This is a genomic window from Brotonthovivens ammoniilytica, assembly GCF_025566885.1.
Lineage (GTDB): Bacteria > Bacillota > Clostridia > Lachnospirales > Lachnospiraceae > Brotonthovivens > Brotonthovivens ammoniilytica.
Genome location: NZ_JAOQJQ010000003.1, coordinates 51,176 through 69,054, shown reverse-complemented (window position 1 = coordinate 69,054; position 17,879 = coordinate 51,176). Strand labels below are relative to the sequence as shown.

Below are 17,879 nucleotides of genomic sequence, written 5' to 3'. Positions count from 1 at the left end.
CCTATAATTATTTCTTTGTCCATTCATGAGTTAATGTTATTGTTTTTGCAGATTTATTAATTGAATTATATATTAGTCTAGTATTTAAAGTAAAGGTTTTGCTATAGTTCCAAACACCTCCGGCAGACCCATTAACTTCATACTGACAATGCATATTTGTATCTGATTTTCCTGGTGTAGTTGCAGTTTTATCTGTTATAACAGGATCTCCATGTGATATTGTCCCACCTAATGATACACTTGAACAAGATGACACACCATAACGTTCCGTTATACCTGATGAACTCAATTTATAGTGGTTTTCTAACACAATTTTAGCTCCCCCAATTCCACATACCACGTTAAAAGAAGCCGTAAAATATCTATTCCCATACTTTTTAGTGACTTTACTGCTTTTGGCATATACAGTTGGATTTATCCAGCTCTTAACATTTTTTGCAATAGTTTGTGACAGATTTAAATCTTCTTTATCTGTTACCTCTAAAATTGCATAGCATCCATCCCCCAAATCAATTGTTTCCTCCCCGTATTGATTTCCCTCAGCTGTGGTCGACAGATCTACTTCCATATCCGAAAATTCTATTAATGCAGTCTCTATTTTTTCTGTAAAAAATTCCGCTTTCACATTTGGATTTATGTCTTTGGATATTTTTTGCTTTTCAACCTTAGATAATTCATCAAAAGCATTACTATTTAATTCTCTTTTCAATGCACCTATATCATTTATCGTATACTGCTGTTGTTTCGATTCTGTGGCTAAAACAGGAATCGAAGATACGCACATCGAGCCAATACTAACACTAACTATTATTCTTTTCAGAAATCTTTTCATATTTTTTCTCCTTAACTTCATACATTAACAAACTTTATTTAGTTTTTATAATACGCTCATCCAATATTGTTGTCAATGTATATTTAGTTTTACAAAATATAGTTTCAAAATAATATTTATATTTTTTATCACTTGTTTTATTTAAACATACAAATAAATCTAATACTAATAAATTGCTATACGGAGTAATAAGCATTTTATACTATATTTACGAATTAGAGGCTATACAAAAATAATAGACATTACAAAATCAAATCTTGTAATGCCTATTCAATCCTCTTGTTTATACGATTTATTTCTCTACATAAATTCTTCCAATACAACTAGCAAATTTTGCCTTTTCTTACGTATGCTTACGCATCCTTACGTTTCCAACCAATAATACACAAAACACACTATAAATATCATAATTTTCTAAGGCTTGTTCCAGCTCGCTTTCCCCCTCTGCACCTTCACCTGCGCAGTGATCACAGCCCCAAACAGCAGCACACATCCAACAATTTTTCTTCCTCCCATGTGTTCCGACAACAGCAGAACAGAAAATAATGCACCAAATACCGATTCCATTGACAAAAGAATGGCCGTGGTAGTCACCGGAATAAAACGCTGAGCTACATTCTGCAGTAAAAATGCCACACCGGTACTTAATAATCCAAGGTATAAAACAGCCTGCCAGAATCCATCTCCACCAATCATATCTGCGGGCATTTTCCCATCGCAAACCGGCGCCAGCACCCATCCAAGAATCGCCACAACTGCCATTTGAAGAATTGTCAGAAGAATTGGATCCTGCTCTTTTGCAAACTTATCCAAAAACACCATATGCAAAGCAAATGCCACACCGCAAAGCAGCGTCAGCATCTCTCCTTGCCCCATCTGAAAGCTTTGGTTTAAGGATAATAAGCCTATTCCCGCCACCGCTATAAAAGCAGCTGCCACACATTGCTTTTCCGGCTTCTTTTTATGAATCAGCCATGCAAGGAAGGGGGACCAGACCACATATACGGTTGTCAAAAAAGCACTGACGCCGGCCTGGGTATCCTCAAGTCCAATTGTCTGTAAAAAATATCCCAAAAACAAAAAAATACCTGTTACCGCCCCGGATAAAAGATACTGTTTACTTAACAGCCTCAGTTTTTTTACAAAAATAACCGCAAGAAATATGGCTGCAAGAGTAAAACGAAATGCTACCATATAAACCGGCGGAATCAAGTCCAGAGAATCTTTCACCACTACAAAGGCAATTCCCCAGATTATCGTGATAATGATAATACCTATCTCCGCAAATAATTGAACTTTTCCTGTATTCATCTTCTTATGTACTCCTTTGATATCCTATTTTTACATGACGCACTCTTTTTTTCAACTCTTTTTCACATATGCTTTTATGGAGCACTTCATAAACAGCCAGGGATAGGGTGCCTGCATTTTTATTTTCCATAAAATTACATAATCATCTTTGATTTGATTGTCATTTCCTAGGCCATTTGCTAGAATAAAAACTAGGATGAAAAGATAAAATATTAATATTGTGGGGTTTACATAAAATGAAAACACATCAATCTTCTATTCAGGCCAGATATGCCATGATTCATGGCGGTTATCAGGCTGCTTATAGTATTGTGGTTGGATATGCTTCTGTATATCTGCTGGCCCAGGGCTTTGACAATGCTGTCATCGGCATTATCTTATCTGTGGCAAATGGAGCCGCTGCCATACTGCAGCCATTTCTTGGCAGCTATCTGGACCGCAGCCAAAAAATTACTGTACAGTTTTTTGGCTGTATCCTGCTGGTTATTTTAATGCTGCTCTCAGGGATCCTGATATTTACCCCGGTATCCAATCTTCCACTGGCAGTAATTATGGTTCTGATTCTGACTCTTCAGTTCTCGTTACAGCCACTGATTAATTCCCTTTGTTTTCTTCTGGAGCATACGGGAATCAGCATAAATTTCGGTCTCAGCAGAGGTGTTGGCTCTGTAAGCTATGCTGTGGCATCCGTTATTATCGGAAAGCTGGTAGCAGTTTACCACGAATCCCTGCTCCCGGTTTTTTACCTGGCATTTTTTGCCGGATTGACCTGCTTTTTCTGGTCACTGCGCAAAGTCCCGTCAGGCAGTATCTCCCAAACAGCCGATGACAGTTCAAAGCTGCCGGCAGACGGCCAGGCCCTGTCACTTCCCAGATTTATAATTACATACAAACGATTTATTTTATTCCTTGTGGGCAGTATGCTGGTTTATTTTATGTTCTTTATTACCGGAAACTTTTTTACCATCCAGATTGTCTCTGCCATTGGCGGGGGCACTTCGGAAATGGGAATCGCCGTTGCCATCTGCGCGGCAGTGGAACTTCCCGTTATGGCAAACTTCAACCGGCTGAATCGAAAAATTCCGGCCTACTGGCTGCTTAGAATTTCTGTTATTTTCTTTCTGCTGAAATTCTTATTTACTCTGCTTGCAAAATCAGTTCCCGCCTTTTATGCGGCACAGCTGTTCCAGATGGGAAGCTACGCCCTTTACTATCCCGGCGCTGCGGCATACATTAACCGTCTGCTGCCAAAAGCCGATCTGGTAAAAGGACAGTCCCTTTTAACTACCATGTTTACCATAAGCGGTATTTTCGGAAGCTTTTTTGGAGGGCTGCTGTTAAACCACACCTCAGCCTTTATCATGCTGCTGGTTTCTTTTTTCATTGCCCTGGCAGGTGCTGTCATTACCTGGTTCAGCCTGGAAAAGATACAATAATTCAAGTCTCACTCTCGCGAGACTTGGTGCGCAATTCGGATCAGCTTTGCTGACAATATTCTATTCCCAAGCGCTGCACCTCCTGGCTGAGCGTATATCAAATGGGGGATTGACACCCGCCATTGATACCTACTTGTTACTCACCGCCTGCAGAGGCGGAAGTCATCCCACATCTGACATATAATAAAATGCAAAAACCGGAAAAATCTGTATTTGAGGTAACCCCCAATCGTTAGATTTCAGGTCTAACTTTTAGGAATCGGTTCAATTCTCCTACATACTTTTCCGGTTTTTAAATTTCAATGCTTCTATTAAGAATGTTTTCTATTTATGCTTACGCACCTTCCCAATCAGAAATATAATCAGGCATATTACCGCATCTTTTTCCGATACAATACAACACTCACCACAATCACCACTGCCGCTCCTGCTGCCAGGATTCCATACACTGCCGGCAGTGAAGTATCTCCGGTTTTAACCGGATCTGCTTTTGCATTCAGATCTGTATTCATCTGGTCTGCCATATTGCCGTCTCCACCTGCTGCTCCGTCATCAGACTGCCCTGGGGTTTTATCACCGTCAGAATCAGGCTGTACCGGTTCTTTTCCGTCATCCGGATTTGTCGGGTCATCTTTACCACCCGGGTTTTCCGGTTTCTCTGTTTCTTCTTTCACTGCAAATTTTAAAGTGTACTCCTGTGATTTTACGTTTCCCCTTTTATCTTCTGCAGAAACTTTTATGCTTACTGCTCCTTCTTTTGAGAATACCTCCTTCGGAATTTTATCTCCGGTCTGATATTCTTTTCCGTCCACAGTAACGGTTACCGTCTCCTGTTCCTGTCCGGATGCCGTTAACACAACAGATGCCGTACCCTCCGGCAGGACAAGCTTTTCTATTGAACCTGCATATTCCGTCACACCCAGAGATGCACCATTACTATCAAAGGCTTCTGCCTTTATTTTAGGAACAGACAGCTCTACAGAATCAACGGTAAATGCCTTAATCATAACATTTCCCGGAATAATTACATCTGCCTGATTTCCCTGTGCATTTACTATCGGCATAGCCAGATTCTTTTTCACCTCTGAATCAGCCACATCATACCAGGCTGCATCTTCTCCCACATCCATTGGAAGATACAAAAAGCTCTGTCCCGGTTCAGCCGTTACTTTATAATTCACATGCAATATATCCGTATTGCCGGCGCTGTCAGTTGATTCCACAGCCTGAATATTTCCAGGAGCCGCCTCTATTGGCAGATCATAGCCTCCTGTAGATTGGTAATAGACTTTCTGTACCACAGAGAAGGTTTCTCCCTTTTTCAGCTCTACAGCCTGCTTTAAGGGCAAGGTATAATACCCGGCATTTATAAATTCATCTTCCTGTTGGGCAGCCAGCTCTCCTGACTCTGGATTACTGCTGTCCTTAAGATTCCGATAAACCTTTGTTTCCACCACTGCGCCAGTTCCAACAAACGTCAATGCCGACACTGCCGTTAATGTTTCCGGTCCCTGAGCGGTAAAGACATTGGCGATCTTCGGCTCGCATCCCATGGATGCTGCAACAGATGCCAGCTCCAATGAATAATCGCTTGATGATGAATATTTCAATCCCGCATAGTCATACTGATAATTATGGTCATAGGTATAATATCCATCGGAGTTTTTATAATCTCCCGATATCGTACTATAATAAACAACGGTTGTATCATAGTAGGACAAATAGAAATACCCTTCATCGCCCCATTTATCACTCCAGCTGTTCTTTACGATCCATGCTCCGTCTCCCGGCGGTGTAATGGTAAACTTATCCTTAGAAAAGGTATCATCCCATCCTACAATTGTTACCGCATGATTCATTGTCTGGAAGTCAGGACTGTACTGTGCAAAGCTGTCCCAGTTAAAATGACTGGTTTCTTCACCCCCCAGATCATCCGGCCTGGATTCCGGCGCATAAAAACCGATAAACAATGGCCCTTTTTCAAAAAGCGCCTGTTTTGCATTGTCAGTCATCATTTCTGCAGCTTCCTTTTGTTCTGCCGGCGATAGAGGATCCGACGATTGGCCTAATACTCCCAGTCCATACAGCATTTGCATTTCCTGCACATGATAGGCATCGTCATACACATTTTCATAAGGAAGCGTCCAGTCTCCCAGGGGATCATAATAATAGGCAGTTCCGCCATTCATCTCCATTTCTATTTTTTGTCCTTCTTTATCCTGATAAGGAATATCCTCTCGCAGACTGGCACCGTTCCAGCTGGAAAGCTGGGCTGTCATTGACATGATATTATTTCCCATCTTATATTTCGCATTTCTATCACCGTTTTCACTGATAATCTCTGCACCTTCCTTCAGATCATCAGAAGCTCCCCTGCGGTTTTGCATAGTATATGCATACCAGGCAAGAGCTTTTTCGGAAAACTCAGACTGCGCCGCCTTCTGTTTTAGCGCACTGCTCTCTATTGCCTGTGTCCCCGCAAACGCCCAGCAGGCTCCCCAGGGATTTTGAAACCTCACTTCATCATGGAGCAGTCCTTGTTCCCGCAAATCATATTTTTCCGGCAGACTGCTTCTTGTTTTCATTTTTGACGGCAGGCTGTATTCCTTTTCATATATGGACTCATCATACAACATACCGCCTCTCTGCACCAGCTGTGGCGCCTGTATCCCGGGCAGTTCCAGTGCAAAGGCTGTGGCCTGAGGCGCCAGCAGTGCTGCCGAAACAGCCAGAGCCGATGCCCGTACTAACAATTTTTTCTTCATTTTCTTTTTCCTCCCTTTAGAAAACAGATGATTTCCTAAAAACTTTTTGTACATATGCCGCCTGACAGCGCATTTACTGCCAAGTCTGGATTTATTATATCAAAAAAACAGATAAAAAGATATGACAACTATTCACGCACATCTTAATATCTGTTTTTTATCATAATTTCTGTTAACGAACCTTATAATTGCCTCTGCTTTTCAGCAGGATTTCATCTGCTTTCCGGTTCTTAATTTTCTTCTGACAATGCTGGTTCTGCTCCCTTTAAATAGTCCAGAAAACCAAATAATGTCTCAAACCGAAAGTCCAAGAGGTTTTCTATTTCCTGTGTGGGCTCCAGACTGTCAGGAACCATCACCACGTGCATACCTGCATTGTACACAGCCCGGATTCCCTGAAAGGAATCCTCTACCCCATAAGTCTCTTTTGGATCTGCCCCCATATTTTCACAGGCCTGAAGATAGATATCCGGCGCCGGTTTTCCGTGTTCTACCCGGTCTCCTCCTGTAATAAAGGAAAAATACTGTTTTAAACCGGCTCTGGTGAGATATTTTACAATCCGCTCATAATCGGTGGCTGAAGCAAGCCCCACAAGAAATCCATGTTCGGTAAGCCAGGATAAAAGCTCCTTCACCCCGGGTTTTAAGGGAAGCCCCTCCGATTCTACCCCCGCCTTAAACAGGTCCAGCATACCTGTGACAAATTCCTTTCCGGAAACAGTTCCCCCAAGAAGCTCCTCCACCACCTGATAGCTTTCTGTTTCATTGACACCCATGGTTTTTAGAATCAGCTCTTCCATTTTTCCATCACTGATACCATACCTTTTTCCCATTTCCCTGAAGCAGGCATTATACCGCTTCTGTGTGTCAAAAATAACCCCGTCCATGTCAAATACAACTGCTTTTGTCTTATTCATTTCTTATCGCACTCCATTACATTCCCGAAACCTCCGGGAATCTCTCAGAGCTGTTCTTCTGTCAGTTTTCCCAGTGTCAGGTATTTCTGATACATTGATTCATACATCTTGTTTCGGTCCGGATCTGGGAAATAGTTAGGAGCATATGCTTCGCAGAATACCTTCTGTGCCTCTTGGACACTGCTATAAAATCCCGCCGCTGCCGCACCGTAAACCGCCGCACCTCTTGCGCATACCTGTTCCTTGCGGCATACCATAACAGGAAGATTTAAAGCGTCGGACATCATCTGCATCACAAGCTTTGACTTTTTAGCGATGCCTCCCACACAGATCATCCGTTCCACGGACAGTCCCTGTGCAGCGAGAGATTCATAAATGCGTTTGCTTCCGAAAACCGTTGCCTTCACCAGTGCACAGTACAGCGACGGCGCTCCGGTTCCCAGGGTCAGACCACTGAATGCCGCTTTCGCAGATTCATTGAGATAAGGATAACGCCTTCCGTTAAACCAGTCAAGCGCCGTAATATCTTCTTCCAGAAATTCTGACGCGGCCATCTCCAGGGAAGGCAGTATTTCTGCCTCCAGCTGTTCAAGAAGTCGTACCTTTGTCTGAGAAGAAAGCAGCTCCTTTGGAATTTTCATTTCTTTTAACGGCCACAGCAGCAGCTCTTTCAGCCAGGCATAGGCATCTCCAAATGCCGGCTGGCTCATTTCCAGCCCCACATATCCGGGTACAATGGAATCTTCTGCCTGGCCGCAGAATGCTCTCAAATCTTTGCCTTCCAATATTTCCGGATGCTCTACCAGCATATCTACCGTAGATGTCCCTACTACCTTTACCATTGTTTTTAACCCGACGCCGGCCCCCACGCCGCCGGCATGAGCGTCAAAAGAACAGCCTCCAATAACAGCCCCGGGATTTACCCCAAGCCTCCCGGCCCATTCACCGGAAATTTCTCCCACACAGGTCCCCGCAGGCTGAGGAGAAGTCTTGTACCTGTCATATACAAGTCCCAGATATTCATCCATAGAAGCCAGCACTTCCCGGGCAGGAAGCCCGCCAAAACGGCTGTGCCACAACGCTTTATGTCCGGCCGCACAGGAACAGCGGTACATCCGCTCCGGGTCAGTGATACCTGTGAGCACTCCCACAATCCAGTCACAGTGCTCCACCCATGTATAAGCTGCCTTTCGTACAGCCGGATCTTTTCTGGTCGTATGAAGAATCTTTGCCCAGAACCATTCAGAAGAATAGATTCCCTGATACCGGGTATAATCCACAGAGCCCCGGGACAATGTACGGTTAATCTCTTTTGCCTCTTCCACAGCTGTATGGTCTTTCCACAAATGAAACATAGCATTGGGATTATCCTGGAATTCATTCAGCAGCGCCAGAGGGGTTCCGTTTATATCTACAGGACAGGGCGTTGAGCCCGTTGTATCTATTCCAATTCCAACAAGCCTCTTTCCAGCATCTGCTCCCGCTTTCTGAAGAGCCTCTTTCATGACCGCTTCCAGTCCTTCCAGATAGTCCAGGGGATGCTGTCTGTATTGGGAAACCGCCGGGTTGCAATATTTTTTCTGTTTCCATCTGGGATATGCAAATACCCCTTCCGATATCGTCCTGCCGCTTTGTGCCTCTACAATCACCGCGCGGACAGAATCACTTCCATAATCAATACCAGCCACCAGTTTCTGCATCTTTCATACCTCCAGATTTTTTCTGTTCTGCACTTTAGTAACAGGAATAGCCTCCGTCCATAACCAGATTTGCTCCAGTTGTATAAGTAGCGGCATCACTTGCCAGATACAAAACACCTGCAGCCATCTCCTCTGCAGTTCCCATACGCTTGGTGGGACACATGGAATACCAGATATTCTGCCATGCCATATTTGTTGTGGGAGGAGTCATATCCGTACAGATATAACCAGGACTGATGGCATTTACCCGGATACCATGTTTTGCCCATTCGCAGGCAAGAGATTTTACCAGATGGATAACTCCTGCTTTTGCCGCATTATAGGCAACCTGCTCCTGAGGATAATTTACAATAGAACCGGACATGGATGCCGTGCAGACAATAGAACCGCCTGCTCCATCGGCAATCATAATCCGTCCAATGGCTCTGGTACACAAAAATACTGCATCCAGATCAATGGAAGTAACCTTTTTCCACTCTTCAAAACTCATATCCTCACACTTTACACAGTAGGCAATTCCGGCATTGACATGAGCAATATCAATAGCACCCATCTTTTCCTTTGCCTGGGCAATAGCTTCATTTACCTGTTCCTCTTTTGTAAGGTCACACTGAATCCCATAGGCTTTTACCCCCAGTTCCTCCAGCATTTTTACAGTTTCAGAAGTGTCCAGAATATCAATTACCGTTACATCAGCTCCGGCCTCGGCCAGCGCCAGCGCAGATGCTCTGCCAATTCCTCTGGCAGCTCCTGTTACAACTGCTTTTTTTCCATCCATACGAAACAAATTTAATACACTCATATTTCCCTCCTGATACGATTTCATTACTGAAAATAATTATTTTGTACTGCTGCCATTCCCTCACATCAGCCCGTTTATCCCTTAACAGAACCTGATGTAAGCCCTTTGACCAGTGATTTTTGAGCAAAAAACCCAAGGATAATGGGAATCAGGACAATCAGTGTTCCCGACGCACACATTTTCCCCCAGAAATATCCCTGCTGGGTCATCCACTTACTCATATAAACCGGAAGTGTTGCACTTTCCGAATATGTTATTGTAATCGCAAAGAAAAACTCATTCCATGTAAGAATAAATACAAGCAGCGCCGATGAAACCACTCCGTTTTTAATCAGCGGAATCATAATCTTAAAGAATGTCTGTATTTTATTGGCCCCGTCAACAGTGGCCGCCTCCACAAGTTCTTTTGGAATTTCCCTGAAATAATTTGTAACAAGCCAGACCATCATAGGGACTCCTGCTCCCGTATAGAGAATTACCAGCGCCCAGATACTGTCCACCAGATGCAGGGCATTAAAAATCAGATATACGGGGGTGATCACCGCAATCGCCGGAAGAAATGTAGTGGAAACAAACCAGAAATACATATTATCCGGTTTTTTCATAGTGGCAAAAGCCAGACCATACCCCGCCGGCACTGCAAGCAGCGTGGAAAAAATAACCGTCAGTACCGTTACAATCAGAGAGTTTTTCAGATAATCAAAGAAGGCCGGCGTAATCACAGTCTGATAATTTTCCAGGGTTGGCTGAAAAACAAATCCAAACACACCAACCTGAGATTCCGGTTTGAAGCTTGACACCACCATATAAATAATCGGGAAGCACCAGATCAAAGCAATCACTGCAACTAAAATACAAAGACAAATATTTCTGATTTTTCTTGTATTCATAATTATTTACACCTCCTGCTTTCTTTTCAGTCTCCGGGGCTTTTTAACTCTGCCATAATCCGATTCCTTTTTATTGGTCAGTTTAAAGAAATTCTGTGAAATTACCAAAGTAATTACAACAGTAATAACTGCCAGGGCCGCCGCCCTGCCCACATTCCAGTCATTAAAGATTGTCCGGTAAGTCAGATACGGCAGATTTGCACTGTTAACACCAGGTCCCCCGGAAGTGGTTACATAAACAAGACCAAATACTTTTAAAATGTTGATCAGCCCAAGGGTCATAGCTGTAATAATATGGTTCTTTATCATTGGTATTTTAATATGTATTAACTGCTGGAATGCGCTTGCGCCATCCAAAGAAGCACTCTCTAACACATCTGTGGGGAGACTCTGCAGTCCGGCTATAATAATCATAAAAAAGAAAGGCGTCCACTGCCATACAATTAGAATTACAATGGTCAGCAGGGAAAATCTTCCGAAAAAATCAATGGAGTTTATCCCCAGCAGCTTACAAATCCAGTAATTCATCCCCATATTGGGGTCAAGAATCAATGTTTTCCAAACAATACCTACCACACAGTCCATAACAAAATACGGGAGTATCAGCATGGTCCGGAATAAATAAGAGCCTGGAAATTTCCGGTTAAATAAAACGCCAAGCAGAATTGCCAGTACCGTACACAGGGCCAGGCAGGCCACAATCAGTACCACCGTATTAAGAAGAACCCGCCAGAAATTATCCCAGCCAAGAATATAGATATAGTTTTTCAGGCCTGCAAAAGTGATTCCCTGATCCATTCGTTTAACATTCCATTTTAAAAAGGAAAAAACAATCGTCACCCCAAAGGGAACCTGGGTAATAATAAATACGATAATCACTGCCGGCAGAAACGTCAGTTTACTTAAGTCAAATTTTTTCAATTGAGGCTTCATCTTATATTACCTCCAGCTTTCATTTCCAAATAATTGTAACCGGCTGGCATGACTGCCACGCCGGTTACAAGTTTCAACCACATAAAACACATATAAATATGTTATTCTAAAACCTAATCTCTGTATCCGCCGTCTTTTGCAGCATCATCAATTGCTTTATAACAGGTATTCAGCGCATCATCCAGACTGGTTGTACCTGCAATATAAGCTGAAAGCTCCTCTGCAATTGTAGTTCCCCAGGAAGAATATTCCGGAATATTCGGAAGAGAGGTTCCCGTATACGGAGTTTCCTCTACGGCCGGATGATTTGGTTTCGCAGACTGGATTGCTGCCGCTGTCATTTTTGCAAAAGGAGCTTCTTTCAGGTAGTTCTCATTTTCGTACAGAGAAGCTCTTGTACCAGACGGAACACTGGTCCATCCTTCTGACTCTCCAACCAGATTCAGATAATCATTGGAGGTTGCCCAGGTCAGGAACTGAAATGCTTCGTCCTTATGCTGAGAACCGGATGTAACAGCCATTCCCCATCCGCCGATGGTAGAGCTTAATGCCTCTTTTTCTGATGGAGCAGGAACATATCCCACTTTCCCTTTTACAGCAGAATCCGCTGACTCAAAAGTTGCCGCAGATACTGTAGCATCATAGTAAATTGCTGCCTGTCCCTGTGTAAACAGGTTCAAACATTCTGTATAACCACAGGTAGTAGGAGAATCCTCCGCATAGTTCATCAGTTCTTTATAAAACTCCCACGCCTGGCGTACCTCTTTGGAATCATAAGTTGTATTCCAGTCTTTATCATAGTACTGTCCGCCAAAGGAGTTCATAATAGAACTGAAGATATACTGATTCTCTCCAGAGCCCGCTTTTCCTCTCATAGCAATACCCGCCACTTTATCATATCCTTCACCGCTGTAGCCGTCACATTTTTTGGCAAGCTCAAGAATCTCCGTCCAGGTAGGATTTTCCGGCATGGTCAGATTTAATGCATCAAAAATTTCCTTGTTATAACAGATCATTGTAGACTCTGAGTAAAACGGAAGTGCAGCCAAGGTTCCTGTGGCCGCATCTGTACAGGACGCCAGCACCGGTTCAAAAATATCATCTTTATTGTAAGCAGCTTTATCTTCCTCTGACATTTTGTCAAAATACTCATCCAGCCCAACAGTCCATCCACTGTTATAATATGTAGTCATATCAAAGGTTCCCAGCGTCACCATATCATAGTTTCCTCCGCCAAGCCCTACATCCTGCTGAATCTTAGACCGTACCTCATTTTCTGATAAAATTTCAAATTTTACATTAATACCCGTCTCTTTTGTAAACTCGGCACTCTTTTTCTCCAGCATCATAAACGGATCATTGTTTACAGATGCGATGGTTAAAGTTACCCCCTCACCGCCATCTTCCTTTGCTGCGGAATTATTTTTCGATTCATTATCTTTCCCGCATCCGGCCAGTGTCCCAACAGTAAGTGCAGACACTAAAAGAATTGCCATTATTCTTTTCTTTCTCAATTTTTCTTCCTCCTCGCAATTGTACTTAATTTCGTATACCCTCTCGCATTATTAGTTTATTTTTTAAACCAATAAATGTCGTGTATTTATCATAGTACAGCTTCACAGATATGTCAATTATTTTTCCTTTTTTATCTATTCTCACCATTCTTTTTATGAAAAATATAGATTATATTTTGTATTTTTTATACAAAATGCACTACTATTCTTTGTTGTTTTCTATCTTTCTTCGTGATATCATAAATATATCCATTAGTTTAAATTTAAAATTTATTTTCATGATAAAATTAAATTTCATAACGTTATTTCTTTAACAACTATTTTAACATTTTATATTATAAACAGGAGGAAAAATGAATAAAAAGATGAAAGCAGCAATTATGTACACCCCGGGAAAACTGGTTATAGAAGAAAAAGAGCTTCCAAAATTAAAAGATGACTATGTTTTAATAAAATTAGATTATGTGGGAATCTGCGGTTCTGACTCCCATCTGTTTGAGCATGGATTTATTGGGGAAAACCATGTTACAGAACCCATGATACTGGGGCACGAGCCGGGTGGTGTAGTGGAATCTGTGGGAAAGGATGTAAAAACGCTAAAACCAGGAGACCGAGTAGCTGTAGAACCGGGCGTCCCCTGCTGGAAATGCGATTTCTGCAAGCAGGGAAAGTATAATCTGTGCAAAAATGTATTTTTCTATGCGTCCCTGCCGGTTACAGAAGGGTGCTTTGCGGAATATATTGCGCACCCGGCCAATCTGTGCTATAAACTTCCGGATAATGTCAGCACACTGGAGGGCGCTCTGATGGAACCTCTGGCAGTTGGATACCATGCCGCCAACCAGTCCGGCGCCAAACCCGGAGCACGGGCCGTAATTCTTGGAGCAGGATGCATCGGCCTGGTCACTATGTTATCCTTAAAATGCCGTGGGATCCAGGATATTACCGTGGTAGACCTGATGCCTAACCGCTTGGAAAAAGCCAGGGAACTGGGAGCTGCCCATGTCATCAATGCCGGTACCTGTGATCCTGTAGAGGAAGTCTTAAGGCTTACTCAGGGCGGGGCGGACTATGTATTTGAAACCGCCGGAAATGCTGCCACCATTTATCAGACTGCAAAAATGACCCGCCGGGGCGGAACCATCACCCTTGTTGGATACACAAGCTCCGGGGAAGCTGTTATGAATGTAAACTGGATTATTGATAATGAAATAACAATTAAAACGGTCTTCCGGTACAGAAACATTTATCCTTCTATTATAAAAGCGGTCTCCCAGGGCTTAATCCCATTAAAAAAAATTGCCTCTGATATCTTTGAATTTGAAGATATACAAAAAGGCATGGAATACGCCATCCATAACAAGGATACCGTCACAAAGGCAGTAATCCGCATACATCCGGACGCTTAAATGCCCGTAAACCAGATAAAATACTTTAAAAGTTTCCTGATTTTGCTTATACTTAACTTATGAAGAATATCAGATGACATCAGGAGGTCCTGACTTGGGGAAATTACCGGAAGAATCACAACGGAAAAACAAAAGTCTGATTTTGCAGACAATTAAGAAAAATGCACCTGTTTCCAGAATCGAGCTCTCACAGATTACAAATTTAAATAAAGCAACCGTCTCCAATATTGTAAATGATTTTTTAGAAAAGAATCTTATCCGGGAAACTGGAGATATCATATCATCCAATGGCAGAAAAGCAACCGGACTGTCACTTAATATGGAAGATTTTGTAGCAATCACAATACGTATCAAGCGGAATCATCTGCGCACGGCGGTTTATACCATGGATAACAGCCAGATCAATTTTCGGGAAACAAATTACAACAACAGTTTGAATATTGATTCTATTATCTGCCAGATGCAGGATGAGCTTCAGCTACAGATTGATTTCTGCCGCCAAAACCGTATGGAGATCCTTGGTATCTCCATTGCAACTCTGGGATATCTTTATGTATCCACAGATTCGTACTATATTAAAGCGGACGGTTTTAAAACCTTAAGTGACGCAGATATCTACAAGGAAATTCAGCTCCGGTTTCCAGAATATAAACTTCTTATTAATCACGACGCCAATGTCAGCGCTATGGCAGAGCTGGAGTACTATTCAAGACAAGAAAACTATACTCCTGCTTCTCTGCTGAATATTGTAGGTGGAATCGGGCTCGGCGGCGGCATTATTATTAACGGCCGGATTTTCCAGGGATTTCACGGTATTGCCGGAGAAGTGGGGCACCTTGGGATTAACTGTCTGTTTCCCCACGGGGGATTAAACGGCGATATCAACTATAATCGCAGCATTTATGAAGAATATGCTTCTCCACTGGCAATCCGCAATATGGTTGCAGAAAATTTGTATGATTACCCAAAAACAGCTCTGTCACTGGATTCTACACTGCCGGAGATTTATCAGGCTTATGACAACGGAGATCCTCTTGCAGAATGGGCTATGAACCGGGCTGCACGCTATCTGGCTTACGGGCTTACAGGTCTGATTTTTGTTCTGGACCCGGAAGTTATTATTCTGGGAGATGAGATTCCGCAATCTGATAAGTTTGTCTGTGTACTGAACAAATATCTGGCTGATTTCCTGCCTTCAAAGCTGAGCAGTGATATCAACATCCGTTTTTCCCGCTTTACAGAAGACAGCGTACTTACCGGAGCTGCCATAACACTTTTTGATCATATCCTCCAGGGGGAAGACATTATAGATTCTATCAATCATTATCTGTCCTGTAATCATTGAGGAATTATTTTCATACAGCAGGAAATAAAGCTTTTAATTCCAAAAAAGCAGATGCTGCAAAATCACCAGCCAGGTGACTGCAGTATCTGCTTTTTCTTTTATTATGATTGAATCAATTCCCGAACAGCCTCTAACGCAGTCCGGATGGCTTTTTCCGTATCATGAACCACAGGATTCTCAAGCCCCAGCCTTTCCCGCTCCTGATTGGCAACTGTTAAAAATACTGATGCAGCACGCACGTTCAGATAAGAAGCCACCACAAACAATGCCGCCGACTCCATTTCAGAAGCCAGGCATCCAAGCTTTATCCAGGCGTTCCATTTTTCCTGAAGCTCATACCCCACCGGCATTTTCTGCGGTTCATGCTGGCCGTAAAAAGAATCTTTGCACTGAACAACGCCGGTATGACAGGAAAATCCAAGCTTTTCTGCGGCTCTCTCTAAGGCGCCTGACAGATGAAAATCCGCCACTGCCGGAAATTCAATGGGCGCGTACTCCCGGCTGGTTCCTTCCATCCTAACCGCTCCCGTGGCAATTACCAGATCTCCGCTTTTCACCTGTGGCTGCATTCCACCGCAGGTTCCCACCCGGATAAACGTATCTGCTCCGGCCCTCACCAGCTCTTCCATGGCTATAGCAGCGGAGGGCCCTCCAATCCCTGTAGATGTAACGCTCACACGCTCTCCTTCTAAAAAGCCTGTATAGGTAACAAATTCCCGATTATCCGCCACCAGTCTGGCATGATCCAGGAAAGCCGCAATTTTGACGCATCGTTTTGGGTCCCCCGGCAAAATTACATATTTTCCAATCTCACCGTTCCTAATTCCAATATGATACTGCATTCCTTCTTCTGCATATTTCATCTCAGGATGCCTCCTTTCAGATTATGGTCATTTTTTTCTTTTTCAAATGCTTTCTTACATTTGTGGCAAACAGTGCATACAGCACAGAACATAACGGTATAAATACAACCATACCAATGACTCCAAACAGCTTTCCGCCCACTACAACAGCCAGCAATACCCAGATAGACGGCAGTCCCACCGATGTGCCAATAACAAAGGGGTAGATAAAATGTCCCTCAATCTGCTGAATTACAATAAACAGAACCAGGAACCAGACAGCCTGAATGGGATTTAAAAATACAATCAGCAAAAATCCTACCAGACATCCCACAAATGCACCGAATATAGGAATCAGCGCCAGCACACCGATCACCACGCTGATCAATATGGCATAAGGCATCTTAAAGATTGTCATAGACAGCCAGAACATGCATCCAAGGATGCAGGCTTCCAGACACTGTCCGGAAATAAATCTCTGAAATGTATGATTAGCCATGAGAATAATATCCCAGATTTTCTTTGCCCGTTCTTCTTTCAGATAAGCATACAAAACCATTCTGGTCTGACGCACCAGTTTCTCCTTGGATGCCAGAATATAAATGGAAAATACAAACCCGATCACTCCGCCCACAATGGTTCCGATGGCGCTGGTCAAAGCTGAGAAAACCGATGTTCCAAGGGTTGACATCTGTGTCTGTGCAAAACTCATAATACTGTTGAGAATCTTATCTGTGTCAAAATTGCTCTTTCCTACAAATTCTTCAAAGTCTTTGCTGAAACCGGCTATCTTCTGAATCAGGGCATCCACCTGATCCATCATGGCAGGGAGATTGTTAATAATGGATTCTACTGTGTTGATAATCTCCGGAACGATTAATAATATAACTATGGCAATAATAACTCCGCAAAAAGCAAGAGTCGCCAGTATCGAACAGGCCCTCTTCACCTTATGACGTTTTATCTTACACAAAATTCTCCGCTCTGCAAATTTCATAGGAACATTGAGGATAAAAGCCAGGGCTACACCTACCACAAAAGGCATAAATACATTCCATACGGCTATAAACACCCCCGCTACCTTATTCAGATGAAATACAACCGCTGTAAGTATCACAGCAAATGTAATAATTCCCAGAATCAGTCTTAATGTTTTCTTTGACATGCGCAAACTCCTTTTAAA

The 17,879-nt window shown here is 42.9% G+C and carries 14 protein-coding genes; 3 read left to right on the top strand and 11 right to left on the bottom strand.

What is annotated here, in order from left to right; translation table 11 throughout:
• Positions 1–7 precede the first annotated feature (7 nt).
• Positions 8–832, bottom strand: a complete 825-nt coding sequence (locus OCV88_RS08375; RefSeq protein ID WP_158425061.1) for a hypothetical protein — start codon at positions 830–832, stop codon at positions 8–10.
• A gap of 414 nt (positions 833–1,246) precedes the next feature.
• Positions 1,247–2,143: a DMT family transporter gene (locus tag OCV88_RS08370; RefSeq protein ID WP_158425060.1), complete on the bottom strand. Its 897-nt coding sequence runs from the start codon at positions 2,141–2,143 to the stop codon at positions 1,247–1,249.
• Positions 2,144–2,379: 236 nt separating this feature from the next.
• Between OCV88_RS08370 and OCV88_RS08365 the strand changes: the two genes are divergently transcribed.
• Positions 2,380–3,579: an MFS transporter gene (locus tag OCV88_RS08365; protein WP_158425059.1), complete on the top strand. Its 1,200-nt coding sequence runs from the start codon at positions 2,380–2,382 to the stop codon at positions 3,577–3,579.
• 371 nt (positions 3,580–3,950) lie between these two features.
• Here OCV88_RS08365 and OCV88_RS08360 read toward each other — a convergent pair whose 3' ends face one another.
• The 7 genes from OCV88_RS08360 to OCV88_RS08330 form a co-directional block, all read right to left on the bottom strand.
• On the bottom strand, positions 3,951–6,344 hold the full coding sequence (locus OCV88_RS08360; protein WP_262591031.1) for a lectin like domain-containing protein: 2,394 nt from the start codon (positions 6,342–6,344) through the stop codon (positions 3,951–3,953).
• Between the two features lie 230 nt (positions 6,345–6,574).
• Complete coding sequence (locus OCV88_RS08355) at positions 6,575–7,261, bottom strand: HAD family hydrolase (protein WP_158425057.1); 687 nt, start codon at positions 7,259–7,261, stop codon at positions 6,575–6,577.
• A gap of 44 nt (positions 7,262–7,305) precedes the next feature.
• Positions 7,306–8,961, bottom strand: coding sequence for a ribulokinase (locus tag OCV88_RS08350; protein ID WP_158425056.1), 1,656 nt, complete (start codon positions 8,959–8,961; stop codon positions 7,306–7,308).
• A 34-nt stretch (positions 8,962–8,995) separates the two neighbouring features.
• Positions 8,996–9,763, bottom strand: a complete 768-nt coding sequence (locus tag OCV88_RS08345; protein WP_158425055.1) for an SDR family oxidoreductase — start codon at positions 9,761–9,763, stop codon at positions 8,996–8,998.
• 74 nt (positions 9,764–9,837) lie between these two features.
• On the bottom strand, positions 9,838–10,653 hold the full coding sequence (locus OCV88_RS08340; RefSeq protein WP_158425054.1) for a carbohydrate ABC transporter permease: 816 nt from the start codon (positions 10,651–10,653) through the stop codon (positions 9,838–9,840).
• Between the two features lie 6 nt (positions 10,654–10,659).
• Positions 10,660–11,586 (bottom strand): carbohydrate ABC transporter permease, encoded by a 927-nt coding sequence (locus OCV88_RS08335; RefSeq protein WP_158425053.1) that lies wholly within the window; start codon positions 11,584–11,586, stop codon positions 10,660–10,662.
• Between the two features lie 113 nt (positions 11,587–11,699).
• A complete protein-coding gene (locus tag OCV88_RS08330) occupies positions 11,700–13,100 on the bottom strand; it encodes an ABC transporter substrate-binding protein (RefSeq protein ID WP_158425052.1) in 1,401 nt (466 codons plus the stop codon).
• Positions 13,101–13,453: 353 nt separating this feature from the next.
• On the opposite strand from OCV88_RS08330, the gene OCV88_RS08325 reads away from it, so the two are divergent.
• Entirely contained in the window at positions 13,454–14,509 is a 1,056-nt protein-coding gene (locus OCV88_RS08325; protein ID WP_158425051.1) for an NAD(P)-dependent alcohol dehydrogenase, read from the top strand.
• Positions 14,510–14,603: 94 nt separating this feature from the next.
• Complete coding sequence (locus OCV88_RS08320) at positions 14,604–15,854, top strand: ROK family transcriptional regulator (protein ID WP_262591027.1); 1,251 nt, start codon at positions 14,604–14,606, stop codon at positions 15,852–15,854.
• Positions 15,855–15,955: 101 nt separating this feature from the next.
• Here OCV88_RS08320 and udp read toward each other — a convergent pair whose 3' ends face one another.
• Positions 15,956–16,717 (bottom strand): uridine phosphorylase, encoded by a 762-nt coding sequence (gene udp, locus OCV88_RS08315; protein ID WP_158425049.1) that lies wholly within the window; start codon positions 16,715–16,717, stop codon positions 15,956–15,958.
• Positions 16,718–16,733: 16 nt separating this feature from the next.
• Positions 16,734–17,861: an AI-2E family transporter gene (locus OCV88_RS08310; protein ID WP_158425048.1), complete on the bottom strand. Its 1,128-nt coding sequence runs from the start codon at positions 17,859–17,861 to the stop codon at positions 16,734–16,736.
• Between the last annotated feature and the right edge of the window lie 18 nt (positions 17,862–17,879).

Excerpts from the sequence above, each read along its gene's own strand:
- OCV88_RS08375 (WP_158425061.1), bottom strand. The coding sequence starts at position 832 with ATGAAAAGATTTCTGAAAAGAATAATAGTTAGTGTTAGTATTGGCTCG.
- OCV88_RS08370 (WP_158425060.1), bottom strand. The coding sequence starts at position 2,143 with ATGAATACAGGAAAAGTTCAATTATTTGCGGAGATAGGTATTATCATT.
- OCV88_RS08365 (WP_158425059.1), top strand. The coding sequence starts at position 2,380 with ATGAAAACACATCAATCTTCTATTCAGGCCAGATATGCCATGATTCAT.
- OCV88_RS08360 (WP_262591031.1), bottom strand. The coding sequence starts at position 6,344 with ATGAAGAAAAAATTGTTAGTACGGGCATCGGCTCTGGCTGTTTCGGCA.
- OCV88_RS08355 (WP_158425057.1), bottom strand. The coding sequence starts at position 7,261 with ATGAATAAGACAAAAGCAGTTGTATTTGACATGGACGGGGTTATTTTT.
- OCV88_RS08350 (WP_158425056.1), bottom strand. The coding sequence starts at position 8,961 with ATGCAGAAACTGGTGGCTGGTATTGATTATGGAAGTGATTCTGTCCGC.
- OCV88_RS08345 (WP_158425055.1), bottom strand. The coding sequence starts at position 9,763 with ATGAGTGTATTAAATTTGTTTCGTATGGATGGAAAAAAAGCAGTTGTA.
- OCV88_RS08340 (WP_158425054.1), bottom strand. The coding sequence starts at position 10,653 with ATGAATACAAGAAAAATCAGAAATATTTGTCTTTGTATTTTAGTTGCA.
- OCV88_RS08335 (WP_158425053.1), bottom strand. The coding sequence starts at position 11,586 with ATGAAGCCTCAATTGAAAAAATTTGACTTAAGTAAACTGACGTTTCTG.
- OCV88_RS08325 (WP_158425051.1), top strand. The coding sequence starts at position 13,454 with ATGAATAAAAAGATGAAAGCAGCAATTATGTACACCCCGGGAAAACTG.
- udp (WP_158425049.1), bottom strand. The coding sequence starts at position 16,717 with ATGAAATATGCAGAAGAAGGAATGCAGTATCATATTGGAATTAGGAAC.
- OCV88_RS08310 (WP_158425048.1), bottom strand. The coding sequence starts at position 17,861 with ATGTCAAAGAAAACATTAAGACTGATTCTGGGAATTATTACATTTGCT.